This is a genomic window from Variovorax sp. YR216, from assembly GCF_900107745.1.
GTDB lineage: Bacteria > Pseudomonadota > Gammaproteobacteria > Burkholderiales > Burkholderiaceae_C > Variovorax.
This window is the reverse complement of the sequence record NZ_FNRO01000002.1, coordinates 777590-795491: the sequence shown is the minus strand read 5'-3', so window position 1 is coordinate 795491 and position 17902 is coordinate 777590. Positions and strand designations below refer to the sequence as shown.

Sequence of the window (17902 nt, the reverse complement as noted above, 5' to 3'; positions counted from 1 at the left end):
CGTGCCACTGCTTGGCGGTTCATCAACAGGGAGTTCATGCGCATCTTTCGAAGGAGCGGGATTTTCAATCGTTTGGTCATTCCATCCAATTTCAAAGCCTTTTGCATTACATGCCGGTCGACGCTTATGGCGGATAACTGAAACATTTACATTTTTTGATATGAGAGGATCAAAAAAACCCATCAGCAGCAAGAAGTTACGTGCAGAATCGCGACTTCGCTTCAAATTGACACCCCGGGGTGTCATCCATATCCTTACGCGCCATGCGTTTCATCCTACTCACCGCCGGCCTGCTGCTCGCGATCTCGGTTCATGCCGCGCCGCTGCAGCGTCCGGACTTCGGCGATGACACCGCCGCCGAAGCACAGGTCGTCGACAAGACCCTGAAGGGGCAGTTCCAGCAAGTGCGCCAGACCGTCGTCGACCGCACTTCCGACCTCGTGGTCACCACCATGGGTTTCCTGGGCGTTCCCTACCGCCGAGGCGGCAACACGGTTGAGACTGGCTTCGATTGCAGCGGTTTCGTCCGCGCGATGTACAACCAGACCGTCGGCCACCTGCTTCCCCGCCGCGCCGAAGAACAGGCCGCAGCCACCCAGAAGATCGACCGCAGCGAACTCAAGCCCGGCGACCTCGTCTTCTTCAACACGATGCGCCGCGCTTTCAGCCATGTCGGCATCTATGTCGGCGAAGGCAAGTTCATCCACTCGCCCAAGCCCGGTGCGCAGGTTCGCGTGGAAGACATGAGCGGCAGCTACTGGCAGCGGCGCTTCAGCGGCGCACGGCGCGTGATCGCACAGGACGACAACGCCAAGACCTCGGGCGACTGACCCGCACAGCCACCAGCCGCTCCCATGAAAAAACCCGCCGCTGGCGGGTTTTTTTGTTCCAGAAACCCCGCGGAACCGGCTCCGCCGGTCCGCTGGGGTTGCCCCCCGGAGAGGGGGTGTCCGAGCCACACGAAGTGGGCGAGGCTGGGGGTCAGCGCTTCTTGCTCGGCGGCAGGTCCGTGCAGCTTCCATGGGCGACTTCCGCCGCCATGCCAATGCTCTCGCCGAGCGTCGGGTGCGGATGGATCGTCTTGCCGATGTCGACCGCATCCGCGCCCATTTCGATGGCCAGCGCGATCTCGCCGATCATGTCACCCGCATGGGTGCCGACGATGCCGCCGCCGACGATGCGGTGCGTCTCGGCGTCGAACAGCAGCTTCGTGAAGCCTTCGTCGCGCCCGTTGGCGATGGCACGCCCGGAAGCAGTCCACGGGAACAGGCCCTTCTCGACCTTCACGCCCGTCGCCTTGGCCTGGTCTTCGGTGAGGCCGACCCAGGCCACTTCCGGATCGGTGTAGGCCACGCTCGGGATCACGCGTGCGTTGAAGGCCGCGCTCGCGAGTTCGTGGTCGCCCTTCTGCTCGCCGGCGATGACTTCGGCGGCGACATGCGCCTCGTGCACCGCCTTGTGGGCGAGCATCGGCTGGCCGATGATGTCGCCGATCGCGAAGATGTGCGGCACGTTGGTGCGCATCTGCACGTCGACCGGGATGAAGCCGCGGTCGCTCACCGCGACACCGGCCTTCTCGGCGCCGATCTTCTTGCCGTTGGGGCTGCGGCCGACCGCCTGCAGGACGAGGTCGTACACCTGCGGCTCCTTCGGCGCCTGCTCGCCCTCGAAGGTCACGCGGATGCCTTCCTTGGTTGCCTCGGCGCCGACGGTCTTCGTCTTGAGCATGATGTTGTCGAAGCGCGGCGTATTCATCTTCTGCCAGACCTTGACGAGGTCGCGGTCCGCGCCCTGCATGAGGCCGTCCAGCATTTCGACCACGTCCAGGCGCGCACCCAGGGTCGAGTAGACCGAGCCCATTTCGAGGCCGATGATGCCGCCGCCGAGAATCAGCATGCGCTTGGGTTCGATGCCGAGCTGAAGTGCGCCGGTGGAGTCGACGATGCGCGGATCGTCCTTCGGCATGAACGGCAGCTGCACCGCCTGCGAGCCGGCCGCGATGATGCAGTTGCGGAACTTCACCACCTGCGACTTGGCGCCCAGGTCCTTGCCGTCGCCGGTGGTTTCCTGCACCTTGAGGTGGTACGGATCGACGAATTCGCCGATGCCGCGCACGGTGGTGACCTTGCGCATCTTGGCCATGGCGGTCAGGCCGCCGGTGAGCTTGCCGACCACCTTGTTCTTGTGGGCCAGCAGCTTGGCGCGGTCGATCTTGGGATCGCCGTAGCTCACGCCGAGATCGGCGAAGTGCTTGACCTCGTCCATGACCGCGGCGACGTGCAGCAGCGCCTTCGACGGAATGCAGCCGACGTTGAGGCAGACGCCCCCAAGCGTCGCATAACGTTCGACCAGCACGACCTTGAGCCCGAGATCGGCCGCACGGAAAGCAGCCGAGTAGCCGCCGGGGCCGGCGCCGAGCACGAGGACGTCGCATTCGACATCGACACCGCCGGCATAGGTCGACGCGACCGGCGCCGCAACCGGTGCGGCCGGCGCCTTCGCTGCCGGTGCAGCGGCGGGTGCTGCTGGGGCCGCCGCAGGCGCGGGCGCAGCGGCGGCGCCCTCCACTGCATCGAGCGTCAGCACCACCGAGCCTTCGCTCACCTTGTCGCCGACCTTCACGGCCACCGCCTTGACCACGCCCGCATGCGACGACGGAATCTCCATCGACGCCTTGTCCGATTCCACCGTGATGAGGGACTGCTCGACCTTGACCGTGTCGCCCGCCTTGACGAGCACCTCGATCACAGCGACTTCCGAGAAATCGCCGATGTCCGGCACTTTGACTTGTACTTCGCTCATTTGGACACCTTCAGTTTGAGTGAGAGAACGTCGACCGGTCCGGCCGAGTTTCGATCGAATTCACAGGCCGCGGCCACGCCGGCTTCGGCCACATCGCGCGCCGAGCGCGCCTTGTCGTACGCGGCATGCATCGCGCCGAGTGCAAAGCTGCGGCCGGAGCCGATGCTCCAGAACTGCTTGAACTCGAAGACTTCGCGGTAGCTGTAGACGCCGTAGATCCCGCTCGAATTGGCCATCAGCATGGTGAACTGGCTCGACTCGTAGGGCTCGTGCTCGTCTTCCTTGGTCTGCAGATAGAACGAGTCCTTCAGCACCGGATGCAGCCGCGTGAAGGTGTGGAAGATCTCGTCCTTGCTGCCGAAGCGCAGCGAATCCACCGGCTGCCCCGCAAGCGCGTGCTGCAGCACCAGGTAGTGCGCCGCCGCGCCGGCCATCGCGAAGATGGTCTGCCCGGCTGCGTCGTTGACCATGAAGAGCTTCCGGTTCGCCTCGGCGTTGAACGACAGACGCGTGTCGCCGAACGTCACCAGCGAATCGGCAGCCATCACGACCTGACCGCCTTTGCGGACGGCCACGACCGTGGTCATAGGATGATTCGGCGGTAGTCGGCGAGGACCTGCCCCAGGTACGCATTGAACCGGGCAGCCGCGGCGCCGTCGATGACGCGGTGGTCGTACGACAGCGACAGTGGCAAGGTCAGGCGTGGCACGAACTGCTTGCCGTCCCAGACCGGTTTCATCTGGCCCTTGGAGAGACCCAGGATCGCCACTTCGGGCGCGTTGATGATCGGCGTGAAGTGCGTGCCGCCGATGCCGCCGAGCGAGCTGATCGACATGCAGCCGCCCTGCATGTCGGCCGAGCCGAGCTTGCCGTCGCGCGCCTTCTTGGCGAGTTCGCCCATCTCCTGGCTGATCTGGATGATGCCCTTCTTGTCGGCGTCCTTGAGCACCGGCACCACCAGGCCGTTGGGCGTGTCCGCCGCGAAGCCGATGTGGTAGTACTGCTTGTAGACGAGCTGGTCGCCGTCGAGGCTGGTGTTGAACTCGGGGAACTTCTTGAGCGCCGAGACCACCGCCTTGATCACGAAGGCCAGCATCGTCACCTTGACGCCCGACTTCTCGTTTTCCTTGTTGGTGGAGACGCGGAAGGCTTCGAGTTCGGTGATGTCCGCTTCGTCGTTGTTCGTGACGTGCGGGATCATCACCCAATTGCGGTGCAGGTTCGCGCCGCTGAGCTTCTTGATGCGCGAGAGATCCTTGCGCTCGACGGTGCCGAACTTCGTGAAGTCCACCTTCGGCCACGGGATGAGGCCCAGCGCGGCACCGTCTCCGCCGCCGGCCGGTGCCTTAGCGCCCGCGGCCTTGGTGCTGACCGCGCCGCTCATCACGGCACGGGTGAAGTTCTGGACGTCTTCCTGCGTGATGCGGCCCTTGGGTCCGCTGCCCTTCACTTCGTCGAGCGGCACGCCGAGTTCGCGCGCGAACTTGCGCACCGAAGGCGATGCATGCGGCAGCTTGCCGCTGGGTGCGACGGTCGGGTCATGCGGCGCCGGTGCAACTGCGGACGCTGAGGGCGCCGCGGCCGGTGCGGGCGCCGATGCGGTCGCAGCCGCAGGTGCAGCGGCAGCCTGGGCGGGCGCGGGAGCCGGAGCAGCCGCGCCGCCGCCGGAACCCTCGATCACCGCGATCAGGTCACCGATGTTGACCTTGTCGCCGACCTTGACCTTCAGTTCCTTGAGCACGCCGGAAGCCGACGACGGGATCTCCATCGACGCCTTGTCCGACTCGACGGTGATGAGCGACTGCTCTTCCTTGATGGCGTCGCCGGGCTTGACCAGCACCTCGATCACCGCGACGTCCTTGAAGTCGCCGATGTCAGGCACCTTCACGTCGATCGGACCTGCGGCTGCGGCCGGCGCGGGTGCAGCGGCTGCCGGAGCAGGCGCGGGCGCTGCAGTGGCAGGCGCCGCCGCGGCCGGTGCGGCGGCGGCCGCGCCTTCGGCCTCGAGCAGCAGCACCACGGAGCCTTCGCTCACCTTGCTGCCGACCTGGACCTTGAGTTCCTTCACCACGCCGGCCTGGCTCGACGGAATCTCCATCGAGGCCTTGTCCGACTCCACCGTGATCAGCGACTGCTCGGCCTTGACCGTATCGCCGACCTTCACCAGCACTTCGATGACAGCGACTTCATCGAAATCGCCGATGTCCGGCACCTTGACTTCCACTGTAGCCATATCGTGTCTCCCGCCCTAGGGCGCAGTTGATTGTTGGTTGGTCGTTTTATGCGTAGAGCGGGTTGATCTTGTCGACGTTGATGCCGTACTTCTTGATTGCGTCGGCCACCTTCTGTGCGGGGATGGTGCCGTCCTCGGCCAGCGCCTTGAGCGCCGCCACCACGATGAAGTGGCGGTTGATCTCGAAGTGCTCGCGCAGCTTGGCGCGGAAGTCGCTGCGGCCGAAGCCGTCGGTGCCGAGCACCTTGTAGTTGCGGCCCTTCGGGACGAACGGGCGGATCTGCTCGGCGTAGGCCTTCATGTAGTCGGTCGATGCGACCACGGGGCCCGTGCTCGCGGCGAGTTGCTGTGCGACGAAAGGCACGCGCGGCTCGTCGGTCGGATGCAGCAGGTTCCAGCGGTCGGCTTCCTGGCCGTCACGGGTCAGCTCGTTGAAGCTCGGGCAGCTCCAGACCGCTGCGCTCACGCCCCAGTCCTTCTCGAGCAGTTCCTGCGCGAAGATGCTCTCGCGCAAGATCGTGCCGCTGCCGAGCAACTGCACGCTGGGCGACTTGGCCTTGAGCGCCGGAGCCTGCTTGCACAGGTACATGCCCTTGATGATCTGCTCTTCGGTGCCGGGCTGGAGGCCAGGCATCGCGTAGTTCTCGTTGAGCAGCGTGATGTAGTAGTAGACGTTGTCCTGCTTCTCGACCATGCGCTTCAGACCGTGATGCAGGATCACGCCGACTTCGTGCGCGAAGGTCGGGTCGTAGCTGACGCAGTTCGGGATCGTGTTGGCCAGGATGTGGCTGTGGCCGTCCTCGTGCTGCAGGCCTTCGCCGTTCAGCGTGGTTCGGCCCGAAGTGCCGCCGAGCAGGAAGCCGCGCGCCTGCATGTCGCCCGCCGCCCAGGCCAGGTCGCCGATGCGCTGGAAGCCGAACATCGAGTAGTACACGTAGAACGGCACCATGATCCGGTTGTTCGTGCTGTACGACGTTGCCGCCGCGATCCAGCTCGACATGCCGCCGGCTTCATTGATGCCTTCCTGCAGGATCTGGCCGGCCTTGTCTTCCTTGTAGTACATGACCTGGTCCTTGTCGACCGGGGTGTACTGCTGCCCCGCGGGGTTGTAGATGCCCACCTGGCGGAACAGGCCTTCCATGCCGAACGTGCGCGCCTCGTCGACGAGGATCGGCACCACGCGCGGGCCGAGCGCCTGGTCGCGCAGCAGTTGCGTGAGGAAACGGACGTAAGCCTGCGTTGTCGAGATCTCGCGGCCTTCGACGGTCGGCTCCAGCACGGCCTTGAAGGTTTCGAGCGACGGCACGGTGAAGCTCTCGTCCGCCTTGGTGCGGCGATGCGGCAGGTAACCGCCGAGGGCCTTGCGGCGCTCGTGCAGGTACTTCATTTCCGGGGTGTCGTCGGCCGGCTTGTAGAACGGCAGGTCTTCGATCTGGCTGTCCGGGATCGGGATGTTGAAGCGGTCGCGGAAGGCCTTGATGTCCTCGTCGCCAAGCTTCTTGGTCTGGTGGACGGTGTTCTTGCCTTCGCCGATCTTGCCCATGCCGAAGCCCTTGACGGTCTTGATCAGCAGCACCGTCGGCTGGCCCTTGTGGTTCACCGCCGCGTGGAAGGCCGCGTAGACCTTCTGCGGATCGTGGCCGCCGCGGCGCAGCGCCCAGATGTCGTCGTCGCTCAACTTCGAGACCATCTCGAGCGTGCGCGGATCGCGGCCGAAGAAATGCTTGCGCACGTAGGCACCGTCGTTGGCCTTGAACGACTGGTAATCGCCGTCGTTCGTTTCCATCATGATCTTGCGCAGCGCCCCCTCCTTGTCGCGCGCCAGCAGCGGGTCCCAGTTGCTGCCCCACAGCAGCTTGATGACGTTCCAGCCCGAGCCGCGGAATTCGCCTTCGAGTTCCTGGATGATCTTGCCGTTGCCGCGCACCGGGCCGTCCAGGCGCTGCAGGTTGCAGTTGATGACGAAGACCAGGTTGTCGAGGTTCTCGCGCGCCGCCAGGCCGATGGCACCGAGCGATTCGACTTCGTCCATCTCGCCGTCGCCGCAGAACACCCAGACCTTGCGGTTCTCGGTGTTGGCGATGCCGCGTGCGTGCAGGTACTTCAGGAAGCGCGCCTGGTAGATCGCCATCAGCGGTCCCAGGCCCATCGAGACGGTGGGGAACTGCCAGAACTCGGGCATCAGCTTCGGATGCGGGTAGCTCGAGAGGCCCTTGCCGTCGACTTCCTGGCGGAAGTTGAGCAGTTGCTCTTCGGTCAGGCGGCCTTCGAGGTAGGCGCGGGCGTAGATGCCGGGCGAGACGTGGCCCTGGATGTAGAGGCAGTCGCCGCCATGGTTCTCGCTCTCGGCGTGCCAGAAGTGGTTGAAGCCGGCGCCGAACATGGTCGCCAGCGACGCAAAGGACCCGATGTGGCCGCCGAGGTCGCCGCCCTCGGGCGGATGGTGGCGGTTGGCCTTGACGACCATCGCCATCGCGTTCCAGCGCATGTAGGAACGAAGGCGCTCCTCGATTTCGTTGTTGCCTGGAGAACGCTCTTCCTGGTCGGCCTCGATCGTGTTCACGTAGGCCGTGTTGGCCGAGAACGGCTTGTCGATGCTGTTCTGACGGGCATGTTCGAGCAGTTGCTCGAGCAGGAAGTGAGCCCGTTCCGGCCCCTCGCTTTCGATGACTGCCGATAGGGCATCCATCCATTCGCGCGTTTCCTGCGCGTCTTGATCGTTCGCGGCCGAACCGAAGAGGTTCTGAGGATTCGCCGACATGCTTGTCTCCTTTTTGAGGGGTTGTGGCAGTAATTTAGTGCCGGATTGGCGTGCAGCGGGAGTTTCTCACAGAAATTCTGCGATTTCAAATAGTGCGTGCTGATTTCTTATTATGAAATTCACCAATGAAACTTCAGCGTGTTTTTCATGAGTTTCCCCTTCTGCCTGCGTCATTGAATGGACCGGTTGACACCCCGCCCGAAAGGTGATCACCTAAACTCGACTGATGCCCTTTTCCTCCCCGATCGCGGTCGCGCGCAGCGCGGTCCACGCATCGCCGCTTTCATGGTGGCGCCGTTGGTGGCGCCGGCAGACGCCCATGCTTCAGGATGCGGTGGCGATGCTTGCGCCGCTCGCCGCCGTGCTGCTGTTTCTCGCGGCCATCGTGTCGGCCTTCTGGTATCTGCGTGCGGAGGAAATGGAACGGGTCCAGGAATCCGTCAAGCGCGATGTCGAATACGCGCAGCAGCGCGTGCGCATGCGCCTGCTCGAGCGGCAGGAGCAGCTCTCGCGGCTGGCGCGCGACGCATCCAATCGCGAGATCGACGTCGCCGAATTCACGAGCCGCGCCGAATCGCTGGTCAGCCAGTTTCCCGAACTCCAGGCCGTGACATGGATCGACGACCGTCGCCGCGTCAAGGCCAGCTATGCGGCGCCAAGCGTGCATCCCGCCCAGCAGCGGGCGATCAACGAGGTGCTGCGGCCCGGCGACACGGAAAGCAGCTACGCCCTGGCGCGCGAACTCGGGCAACTGGTGTATTCGCAAGCGCTCGCGGGCGGCGATCCCGCGCCGATGCTGCAGCTTCACATTCCGATGTTCGACCAGGGGCTGTTCGCAGGCACGCTGCTCGGCGAATTTTCAGTTGACGGCCTTCTGCGTTATGGCATGCCGGCAGAGGTCTCGGCGCGCTATGCGGTGTCGCTGCTCGACGCGAAGGGCGGCCTGATCGCCGGGAACACCGTCGCCAGCCCGAAGGGCCCGGCCAACCGCCTGCTGCCGTGGGCCGTGCGTACCAACGAATATGAAGTGCCGGTCTCGCCGGTCGGCAATGGGCTGGTGTTGCGCGCGCAGGCCTATCGCACCTCGCAGGGTGTGGTCGGCAACGGGCTCTTCTGGCTTGTCGGCGCGCTCAGTGTGCTCACCAGTTGGATGCTGATCGGCACCTGGCGCCACACGCGGCGCCGTCTGCAGGCGCAGCAGGCGCTGGTGGCCGAGACCAATTTCCGCCGCGCGATGGAGAACTCGATGCTCACCGGCATGCGCGTGCTCGACCTCGAAGGCCGCATCACCTACGTGAACGCCGCCTTTTGCGCGATGACTGGCTGGAGCGAGAACGAGTTGGTCGGCCAGACGCCGCCCTTCCCCTACTGGCTGGAGTCCGACCGTGAGGTGATGAACGAGCGCCTCGAAGAAGAGCTGCACGGCCGCGCCCTGCCCGGCGGTTTCCAGGTGCGTGTGAAGCGCAAGAACGGCAGCGTCTTCAACGCGCGCCTGTACGTCTCGCCGCTGATCGATGCACGCGGACACCAGACCGGCTGGATGACCTCGATGACCGACATCACCGAGCCGACGCGCATCCGCGAGCAGTTGTCGGCCTCCTACGAGCGCTTCACCACGGTGCTGGAAGCGCTGGACGCCTCGGTTTCGGTCGCGCCGCTCGGCAGCGAAGAGCTGGTGTTCGCGAACAAGCTCTACCGCCTCTGGTTCGGCTCCAACACCGTCGGCCACCTGAACATGGTGGCGCAGGCCGGCGTCCCGGCTTCGCATGCCCGCGACGAGGAACTCGACGACGTGGACCCCTTCGCCGGGCTGCCGATCGACCAGCTCACCGCGGCCCAGCCGGCGAACAACGAGATCTTCGTGCCCGAGCTCGGCAAGTGGCTGGAGGTGCGTTCGCGCTACCTGACCTGGGTCGACGGCCGCCTCGCGCAACTCGTGATCGCGACCGACATCACGCCGCGCCGCGATGCAGAGGATCTGGCAGCGGCGCAGGCCGACCGCGCACATGCCGCGAGCCGCTTGATCACGATGGGCGAAATGGCCTCCAGCGTGGCGCACGAACTCAATCAGCCGCTGACCGCCATCTCCAACTACTGCAACGGCATGATGTCGCGGATCAAGGGGAACCAGATCGATTCCGACGCCCTGCTCGCGGCACTCGACAAGACCTCGAAGCAGGCCCAGCGCGCCGGCCAGATCATCCAGCGCATCCGGTCCTTCGTGAAGCGCAGCGAGCCCAACCGTACGCCGGCCGAAGTAGCGCTGATGGTCAGCGAAGCGGTCGAACTGGCGGGCATCGAGTTGCGCCGCCGCAACGTGCGCCTGAACCACTACGTCGCCGCGCGCCTGCCGGTGCTGCGCGTCGACCCGATCCTGATCGAGCAGGTGATGGTCAACCTGCTGAAGAACGCCGCCGAATCCATCGACCTCGCCAACCGCCCGCTGGCGCGCCGCAGCGTGGAGTTGCGGGTGCTGCCGAAGATCATCGACGGCCACAACGCGGTCGAGTTCTCGGTCCAGGACACCGGCATGGGCCTGTCGCCCGAAGTCATGGATCGGCTGTACGAAGCCTTCTTCTCCACCAAGCCCGAAGGCATGGGCATCGGGCTGAACCTCTGCCGCACGATCGTCGAGTCCCACCGGGGTCGAATGCAAGCGGAGAACATCTACAATGGTCCGGATGTGGTCGGATGCCGTTTTTCCTTCTGGATACCGGTGTTAGACGCTATCGATTCCGTAGCAAGCAACGAGGCGAAGGTACCTGCATGAGTTTGATTCCCAAGAAGGGCACTGTGTATGTCGTTGATGACGACGAAGCGGTTCGTGATTCGTTGCAATGGCTGCTCGAAGGCAAGGACTATCGCGTCCGCTGCTTCGACTCGGCCGAGTCGTTCCTCTCCCGCTACGACCCGCGCGAAGTCGCCTGCCTGATCGTCGACATCCGCATGGGCGGCATGTCCGGCATCGAACTGCAGGACCGGCTGATCGAACGCCGCTCTCCCCTGCCCATCGTGGTCATCACCGGCCACGGCGACGTGCCGATGGCGGTCGACAGCATGAAGAAGGGCGCGATGGATTTCATCCAGAAGCCCTTCAACGACGAGGCGCTGGTCGCGCTGGTCGAACGGATGCTCGAACACGCCCGCGGCGCCTTCGCCCAGCATCAGCAATCCGCCAGCCGGGACGCCCTGCTGTCGAAGCTCACCGGCCGCGAGGCGCAGGTCCTGGAACGCATCGTCGCGGGCCGACTCAACAAGCAGATTGCCGACGACCTGGGCATCAGCATCAAGACGGTCGAGGCGCACCGCGCCAACATCATGGAAAAGCTCAACGCCAACACCGTGGCCGATCTGCTGAAGATCGCACTCGGCCAGGCGGCACCCGCCAAGGCCTAGCAGCCCGGCTGGCTACCCTCTCGCATCCCACGCCTGCGCAAGCGGGCGTTTTTACTTGGAAGACTGGAAAACGATGACAGCCCAACTGATTGACGGCAACGCGCTGTCCCGAAAAATCCGTGCCGATGTCGCTGGCCGCATCGCGGCGCTCAAGGCGAGCGGCGTCGAGCCCACGCTCGCGATCGTGCTGGTGGGGAACGATCCGGCCAGCCAGGTCTACGTCAAGCACAAGGTCAACGACAGCAGCGAGACCGGCCTCTCCGCCAACCTCGAGCGCTATCCGGCGAGCATGACCGAAGCCGAACTGCTGGACCGCATCCACGCCCTCAACGAAGACCCCACGGTGCACGGCATCCTGGTCCAGTTGCCGCTGCCGCCACACATGGACAGCCACCGCGTCATCGAGGCGATCTCTCCCGCCAAGGACGTGGACGGCTTCCACGTCGCGAGCGCCGGGGCACTCATGGTCGGCCAGCCTGGCTTCTGGCCTTGCACGCCGCACGGCTGCATGAAGATGCTCGAATCGATCGGCTACGACCTGCGCGGCAAGCATGCGGTGGTCATCGGGCGCAGCAACATCGTGGGCAAGCCCATGGCGATGATGCTGCTGGCCAAGAACGCCACGGTCACCATCTGCCACAGCGCCACCAAGGATCTCGGCGCCCTCACGCGGCAGGCCGACGTGGTGGTTGCCGCCGTGGGCAAGCGCAACATCCTGACGGCGGACATGGTCAAGCCCGGTGCGGTCATCATCGACGTCGGCATGAACCGCAAGGAAGATGGCAAGCTCGCGGGCGATGTCGATTTCGACGGCGTCAAGGAAGTCGCGAGCTGGATCACCCCCGTGCCCGGCGGCGTCGGGCCGATGACGCGCGCCATGCTGCTCGCCAACACACTTGAAGCCGCCGAACGCGCCGCAAGATAAGAACCACCCCGTTGCTTGCTCACTGCGTGTAGCCGCCTCCCCCTCCAGGGGCGCCACCGGCGGCCCGGCAAAGCCGGTTCCGCGGTGACTCCCGAATGGCCTTCGCTTCGCTCGACCAGGAATTGACATGACTGATAACCCGCTTCTCGACTTCGCCGATCTGCCGCTGTTCGACCGGATCCGGCCGGCGCACGTCTCGCCGGCGGTCGATGCCCTGCTGGCGGAGGCCGAAGCCGCGCTGCAGGCCGTGACCGCACCGGAGTTCCCGGCGGACTGGCTGGCGATCTCCCGGGTGCTCGACGTGGCGTCCGAGCGCTTCAGCCGCGCATGGGGCGCGGTGGGCCATCTCAATGCGGTTGCCGACACGCCGCAGCTGCGCGCCGCCTACAACGAGGCGATGCCACGCGTGACCGCCTTCTGGACGCGCCTCGGCTCCGACGAGCGCCTCTACGCCAAGTACAAGGCGATCGATCCCGCCACGCTCAATGCAGAGCAGCGCCAGGCGCACCACAACGCGATCCGCAATTTCGTTCTGGGCGGTGCCGAATTGCAGGGCGCCGCCAAGGTTCGCTTCGCAGAGATCCAGGAACGGCAGGCCGAGCTCAGCCAGAAGTTCAGCGAACACGCGCTCGACGCCACCGATGCCTTCGCCTACTACGCGTCGCCCGGGGAACTCGAAGGGCTGCCGGAAGATGTGATCAGCGCCGCACGTACGGCCGCCGAGGCTGAAGGCAAGCAAGGCTACAAGCTCACCTTGAAGATGCCGTCCTACCTGCCGGTGATGCAGTTCGCCAAGAGCAGCGCGCTGCGCGAACAACTCTATCGCGCCTACGTCACCCGCGCGAGCGAACTGGGCGATCCGGCCTTCGACAACACCGAGCTGATCCGCGAGATCCTCGAATTGCGCCAGGAAGAAGCCAAGCTCCTCGGCTACCCGAATTTCGGTGAGCTTTCGATCGTCCCGAAGATGGCTGAATCCGCCGACCAGGTCATCAAGTTCCTGCGCGATCTGGCGGCCAAGGCCAAGCCGTACGGCGAACGCGATCTGGCTGACCTGCGTGTCTTCGCGGCCGACCAGCTCGGAATCACCGATCCGCAGCCCTGGGACTGGAGCTACATCGGCGAGAAGCTCAAGGAAGCGCGCTATGCCTTCAGCGATCAGGAGGTCAAGCAGTATTTCACCGCGCCGAAGGTCATGGCGGGGCTGTTCAAGATCGTCGAGTCATTGTTCGAGGTGTCGATCCGCCGCGACCAGGCGCCGGTCTGGCATCCGAGCGTCGAGTTCTATCGAATCGAACGCAACGGACAGAAGGTCGGTCAGTTCTACCTCGACCCGTCCGCGCGAGCGGCCAAGCGTGGCGGCGCCTGGATGGACGACGTCCGCGCACGGTGGCTGCGCCCCGACAATGGCGCGCTGCAGACGCCGGTCGCACAGCTGGTGTGCAATTTCGCCGAAGGCGTCGACGGCAAGCCGCCACTGCTCACGCATGACGACGTGACCACGCTCTTCCACGAATTCGGGCACGGCCTGCACCACATGCTCACGCAGATCAACGAGCGCGATGTCTCCGGCATCAGCGGCGTGGAGTGGGATGCGGTCGAGCTGCCAAGCCAGTTCATGGAGAACTTCTGCTGGGAGTGGGACGTGCTTGCCCACATGACCTCGCATGTCGACACCGGCGAGCCCCTGCCGCGCGCGCTGTTCGACAAGATGACGGCGGCCAAGAACTTCCAGAGCGGTCTGCAGACGCTGCGGCAGATCGAGTTCTCGCTGTTCGACATGCTGCTCCATACCGCTTACGACGCCACGACCGCCACGACGGGCGACGTGATGGCGCTGCTCGGCAAGGTGCGCCAGGAAGTGGCGGTCATGCCGTCGCCGGCGTTCAGCCGCACGCCCCATACGTTCAGCCACATCTTCTCTGGCGGCTATGCGGCCGGCTACTACAGCTACAAATGGGCCGAGGTGCTGAGCGCCGACGCCTACGCGGCCTTCGAGGAGACCGCCGGCGCCAACGGTGAGCCGAGCATCGAGACGGGCCGCAAATACCGGCAGGCCATTCTCGAAGCGGGCGGCAGCCGCACCGCGATGGAATCGTTCAAGGCCTTCCGCGGCCGCGAACCACGGATCGACGCGCTGCTGCGCCACCAGGGGATGGCGGAACCGCAGCCGGCCTGAGGCAGGCGTTGGGCGCAGCCTGAGATACTCGGCGTCATCCGATTCCGGGAGACCTCGATGAAACACCGCTCCGCCATCGCCAGCCTTGCCTTGCTGCTGGTCGCCACCTCGTCCTTCGCCCAGGCGGTCTACCGCCAGGTCGACAAGGACGGGCGCGTCACCTTCTCCGACCAGCCCCCGACGGCGTCTTCGCAGCCCGCCACGCCGCGCGCGGGCAACACCGTCAGTTCAGCCGCAGGCCTGCCCTACGAGTTGCGGCAGGTGGCCCAGCGCTATCCAGTCACGCTCTACACCGGGGACGAGTGCGGCCCCTGCGCGGCCGCGCGTTCGCTGCTGATCACGCGCGGCGTGCCTTTCAGCGAACGCACGGTCAAGAGCAACGAGGACATCGCCGCCCTGCAGCGCCTGAGCGGACAGAACGGTTTGCCGTTGCTCACCATCGGCTCCCAGCAGCTCAAGGGCTTCTCGGACGGCGAGTGGTCGCAGTATCTCGACGCAGCGGGCTATCCGAAAAGCACGCAGCTACCCGCGGGCTACCAGAATCCGCCGGCCCAGCCCCTGGTGGCGCTGGCGCCCACTGCACAACCCACCCCCGCTGTGGCGCCGGCGCCTGCCGCGATTCCGGCACCTGCCGCATCGTCCAACGAACCGTCGCCGAGCAATCCCGCCGGCATCAAGTTCTAAGGGCCCCGAGGCCCCCCCCGGCCTCAGCCGAACCGCATCGTCCGCACGCCGGACGATGTGCCCAACAGGCACACGCTGGCGCGTTGGCGAGCGAAGACCCCCACCGTGATCACCCCGGGCCATTGGTTCACCTCCGTCTCGAAACCGAGCGGATCGGTGATACGCAGTCCGGTCACGTCGACGATGTGCTGCCCGTTGTCGGTCACCAGCGGCGCCCCCTCCTTGAGCCGCACCTGTGCCTGTCCGCCGAGGCGCGCGAACTGGCGGATCACGCGCTGGGTCGCCATGGGGATCACCTCCACCGGGAGCGGGAACGCCCCGAGCGTATTGACCAGCTTGGACGAGTCGGCGATGCAGACGAACCGGCGCGACTGCGCCGCCACGATCTTCTCGCGCGTCAGCGCCGCGCCGCCGCCCTTGATCATGTAGCCGCGGCCGTCGATCTCGTCGGCGCCGTCGATGTAGACCGCCAGTTCTTCGACCTCGTTGCTGTCGAAGACCGGGATGCCCAGTGCCTGAAGACGCTCGGTCGATGCCACCGAGCTGGAGACCGCCCCCCGGATCTGCGTCTTGAGGGCCGCGAGCGCGTCGATGAACTTGTTCACCGTCGAGCCGGTGCCGACCCCGACGATCTCGCCCTTGACAACGTAATCCAGCGCGGCAAGGCCGACCTGCGCCTTGAGTTCGTCCTGGGTCAGGGCCGGAGCCGGGGCGGGGGAAGTCATCGGGGAAAATCCTTGGCTGATTGAAGTCGAGAATTATCCGATGCCCCTGCTGTTGCCCTCGTCGCTTTATGGACTTGCCCGTCCTTTCCTGTTCGGTATCGATCCCGAGCATGCCCACGAACTCACCCTGGATGCGCTTGCGCGCACGCAGAACACGCCGCTCGCCTGCGTCTACGCCGCCCCGCGCGTGGAAGACCGGATCACACTCGCGGGACTGACCTTTCCGAACCGGGTCGGACTCGCGGCCGGCCTCGACAAGAACGCCCGCTGCATCGACGCCTTTGCCGCGATGGGCTTCGGCTTTGTCGAAGTCGGCACGGTCACGCCCAAGGCGCAGCCAGGCAACCCCAAGCCGCGCATGTTCAGGCTGCCGCAGCGCGATGCACTCATCAACCGCCTGGGGTTCAACAACGAGGGCCTCGAAGCCTTCATCGCGAACGTGCAACGCGCCCGCTTCCGTCGCGACACATCGAAGCTGCCGATGCTCCTCGGCCTCAACATCGGCAAGAACGCCGCCACGCCGATCGAGCGCGCCGTGGACGACTACCTGATCGGCCTCGACGGCGTGTATCCGCATGCCGACTACGTGACGATCAACATTTCGAGCCCCAATACCGCAAACCTGCGCTCGCTCCAGAGCGATGAAGCCCTGGATGCGCTCCTTGGCGCCGTGGCCGACAAGCGCGAGGCGCTCGCCGCGCGGCAAAGCAAACGAGTGCCCCTGTTCGTGAAGATCGCGCCCGATCTCGACGAGGCCCAGGTCAAGGTCATCGCGGCCACGCTGCTGCGTCATGGGATGGACGGCGTCATCGCCACCAACACGACGCTGTCGCGTGAAGCGGTGGCCGGCCTGCAGCACGCCGAGGAGGCTGGCGGCCTGTCGGGCGCACCGGTCAGGGAAGCAAGCAACCGCGTCATCGCCCAACTGCGGGCCGCCCTGGGAAGCAAGTTCCCGATCATCGGCGTCGGCGGCGTGCTGAGCGCGGCCGATGCCAAGTCGAAGATCGATGCCGGTGCGGACGTGGTGCAGATCTACACCGGTCTGATCTATCGGGGGCCGGGGCTGGTCCGGCAAGTAGCCCAGGCGCTGCGCCGCGGCGACGCCTGAGCGGCTGGCGTCAGCGCATCCGCCAGAGGACCGGCACGATCACGCTGGCCCAGCGCACGATGCGGCGCGGCCCCAGGACCGCAACCACCGCCGCAGCAGCCACGCCAGTCGCGACCGGGTGCTCGCGCGCAATGCGCATCGCGGCGGCGCTCGGCGTCTCGTTCGGGACGGGCGCCTCGCCCTTGTGCGACGAAGCAGCTTCGAGCGTCGCAATGCGCACGCGTTGCTTTTCGATGCGCACCAGCAATTCCTCGCGGCTGAGGGGCCGGGGTTCGCGCGGGGCGGCGCCCGGCTTTCCCTTTCCGAGGCTTTGACGCAGCCATTCGCGATCGCGCTCAAATTCGCGCAGGACCGGTTCGAAAGCCGCCGACGATTTGCCTGTCATCGACAGAAGTGCGACCACCGAGGCCAGCCAAAGCGCCACCCAGACCGCTGCGACCAGCCACGCCGCGACGGAGCGATGCGGCGTGTCCCAGAAGTGGACGACGATGGCCACGGACAGCAGTGCGATCGCGATCGTGGTGAGCCCGACCACCGCAATGACCAGCCCGAGCATCCACCGCAAACGCTTCTTCTCGTCCTCCCAGGCGTAGCGAAGCAGCTCGGCCCGGTCTTCGGCGGCCAAGGCGCCCTCGCCGATCAGGATGCGCAGCCGCCGGAGCTGGGACTTGATCCCGAAAAGCGATGACAGCCTCATGCGCCGGCCTCGCAAGGCTCGCAGCAGACACCGCTGCGGCCCCACTTCCCCGAGGCGCGAAGGCCGACGAACTTAGCGGCGGCCAAGCAGCAGGCCCACCAGCACGCCCACCGCCAGCGCAGCGCCGGCGATCTGCCACGGCTCGTCATGAGCGTAGGCATTGGCACTGGTAGCGGCCTCGCGCGCCTTCTTGGCGGCAATGCGGCTCTTCTCTGCGGCCAACTCGCGCGCGATCGCCAGCTTGCTGTCGATGCGCTGGCGAAGCGCCTTGATGTGGGGAACCGAATCGAGATCCTTGCTGGCGAGGACGCCACGCACGTCGCTCGCGATGTCTTCGGCCACGGCGTTGGCCGCCGCTTCGAGGTTAGTGGTTGCAGTCATTGAAAAAGGTC

At 65.6% G+C, this 17902-nt stretch carries 14 protein-coding genes; 7 read left to right on the top strand and 7 right to left on the bottom strand.

Annotated features, from left to right (window positions below; translation table 11 throughout):
• Positions 1-263 precede the first annotated feature (263 nt).
• Positions 264-830: a C40 family peptidase gene (locus BLW05_RS08730; protein WP_093161794.1), complete on the top strand. Its 567-nt coding sequence runs from the start codon at positions 264-266 to the stop codon at positions 828-830.
• A 151-nt stretch (positions 831-981) separates the two neighbouring features.
• Here the strand turns inward: BLW05_RS08730 and lpdA are convergent, their stop codons facing one another.
• Genes lpdA through aceE form a run of 4 tightly spaced genes read right to left on the bottom strand, consistent with a single transcriptional unit; the run spans position 982 to position 7796 of the window.
• On the bottom strand, positions 982-2802 hold the full coding sequence (gene lpdA, locus BLW05_RS08725) for a dihydrolipoyl dehydrogenase (RefSeq protein WP_093161793.1): 1821 nt from the start codon (positions 2800-2802) through the stop codon (positions 982-984).
• Positions 2799-3389: an Ntn hydrolase family protein gene (locus tag BLW05_RS08720; RefSeq protein ID WP_093161791.1), complete on the bottom strand. Its 591-nt coding sequence runs from the start codon at positions 3387-3389 to the stop codon at positions 2799-2801. Before BLW05_RS08720 ends, lpdA begins: the two co-directional genes overlap by 4 nt.
• A complete protein-coding gene (gene aceF / locus BLW05_RS08715) occupies positions 3386-5035 on the bottom strand; it encodes a dihydrolipoyllysine-residue acetyltransferase (RefSeq protein WP_093161790.1) in 1650 nt (549 codons plus the stop codon). The genes BLW05_RS08720 and aceF overlap by 4 nt, the downstream gene beginning before the upstream one ends.
• A gap of 46 nt (positions 5036-5081) precedes the next feature.
• Positions 5082-7796 carry a pyruvate dehydrogenase (acetyl-transferring), homodimeric type gene (aceE, locus tag BLW05_RS08710; RefSeq protein ID WP_093161789.1) on the bottom strand — a complete coding sequence of 905 codons (2715 nt, stop codon included), beginning with the start codon at positions 7794-7796 and terminating at the stop codon, positions 5082-5084.
• Positions 7797-8022: 226 nt separating this feature from the next.
• Between aceE and BLW05_RS08705 the strand changes: the two genes are divergently transcribed.
• From BLW05_RS08705 to BLW05_RS08685, 5 genes are all read left to right on the top strand, one after another.
• A complete protein-coding gene (locus BLW05_RS08705; RefSeq protein WP_093161787.1) occupies positions 8023-10566 on the top strand; it encodes a PAS domain-containing sensor histidine kinase in 2544 nt (847 codons plus the stop codon).
• Complete coding sequence (locus BLW05_RS08700; RefSeq protein ID WP_028253580.1) at positions 10563-11192, top strand: response regulator transcription factor; 630 nt, start codon at positions 10563-10565, stop codon at positions 11190-11192. Before BLW05_RS08705 ends, BLW05_RS08700 begins: the two co-directional genes overlap by 4 nt.
• Positions 11193-11265: 73 nt before the next feature.
• The gene (gene folD, locus BLW05_RS08695; protein ID WP_093161786.1) at positions 11266-12117 is read left to right on the top strand and encodes a bifunctional methylenetetrahydrofolate dehydrogenase/methenyltetrahydrofolate cyclohydrolase FolD; all 852 of its coding nucleotides are present in this window, start codon (positions 11266-11268) and stop codon (positions 12115-12117) included.
• Between the two features lie 127 nt (positions 12118-12244).
• Positions 12245-14296 (top strand): M3 family metallopeptidase, encoded by a 2052-nt coding sequence (locus BLW05_RS08690; protein ID WP_256330115.1) that lies wholly within the window; start codon positions 12245-12247, stop codon positions 14294-14296.
• A gap of 57 nt (positions 14297-14353) precedes the next feature.
• Positions 14354-14980 carry a glutaredoxin family protein gene (locus tag BLW05_RS08685; protein WP_093161782.1) on the top strand — a complete coding sequence of 209 codons (627 nt, stop codon included), beginning with the start codon at positions 14354-14356 and terminating at the stop codon, positions 14978-14980.
• Between the two features lie 23 nt (positions 14981-15003).
• Here BLW05_RS08685 and rpiA read toward each other — a convergent pair whose 3' ends face one another.
• Positions 15004-15705: a ribose-5-phosphate isomerase RpiA gene (rpiA, locus tag BLW05_RS08680; protein WP_093161781.1), complete on the bottom strand. Its 702-nt coding sequence runs from the start codon at positions 15703-15705 to the stop codon at positions 15004-15006.
• A gap of 40 nt (positions 15706-15745) precedes the next feature.
• Between rpiA and BLW05_RS08675 the strand changes: the two genes are divergently transcribed.
• A complete protein-coding gene (locus BLW05_RS08675; RefSeq protein ID WP_093161779.1) occupies positions 15746-16813 on the top strand; it encodes a quinone-dependent dihydroorotate dehydrogenase in 1068 nt (355 codons plus the stop codon).
• A gap of 10 nt (positions 16814-16823) precedes the next feature.
• Here the strand turns inward: BLW05_RS08675 and BLW05_RS08670 are convergent, their stop codons facing one another.
• The gene (locus BLW05_RS08670; RefSeq protein ID WP_093161777.1) at positions 16824-17510 is read right to left on the bottom strand and encodes a phage holin family protein; all 687 of its coding nucleotides are present in this window, start codon (positions 17508-17510) and stop codon (positions 16824-16826) included.
• 72 nt (positions 17511-17582) lie between these two features.
• A complete protein-coding gene (locus BLW05_RS08665; protein WP_093161775.1) occupies positions 17583-17891 on the bottom strand; it encodes a glycine zipper domain-containing protein in 309 nt (102 codons plus the stop codon).
• Between the last annotated feature and the right edge of the window lie 11 nt (positions 17892-17902).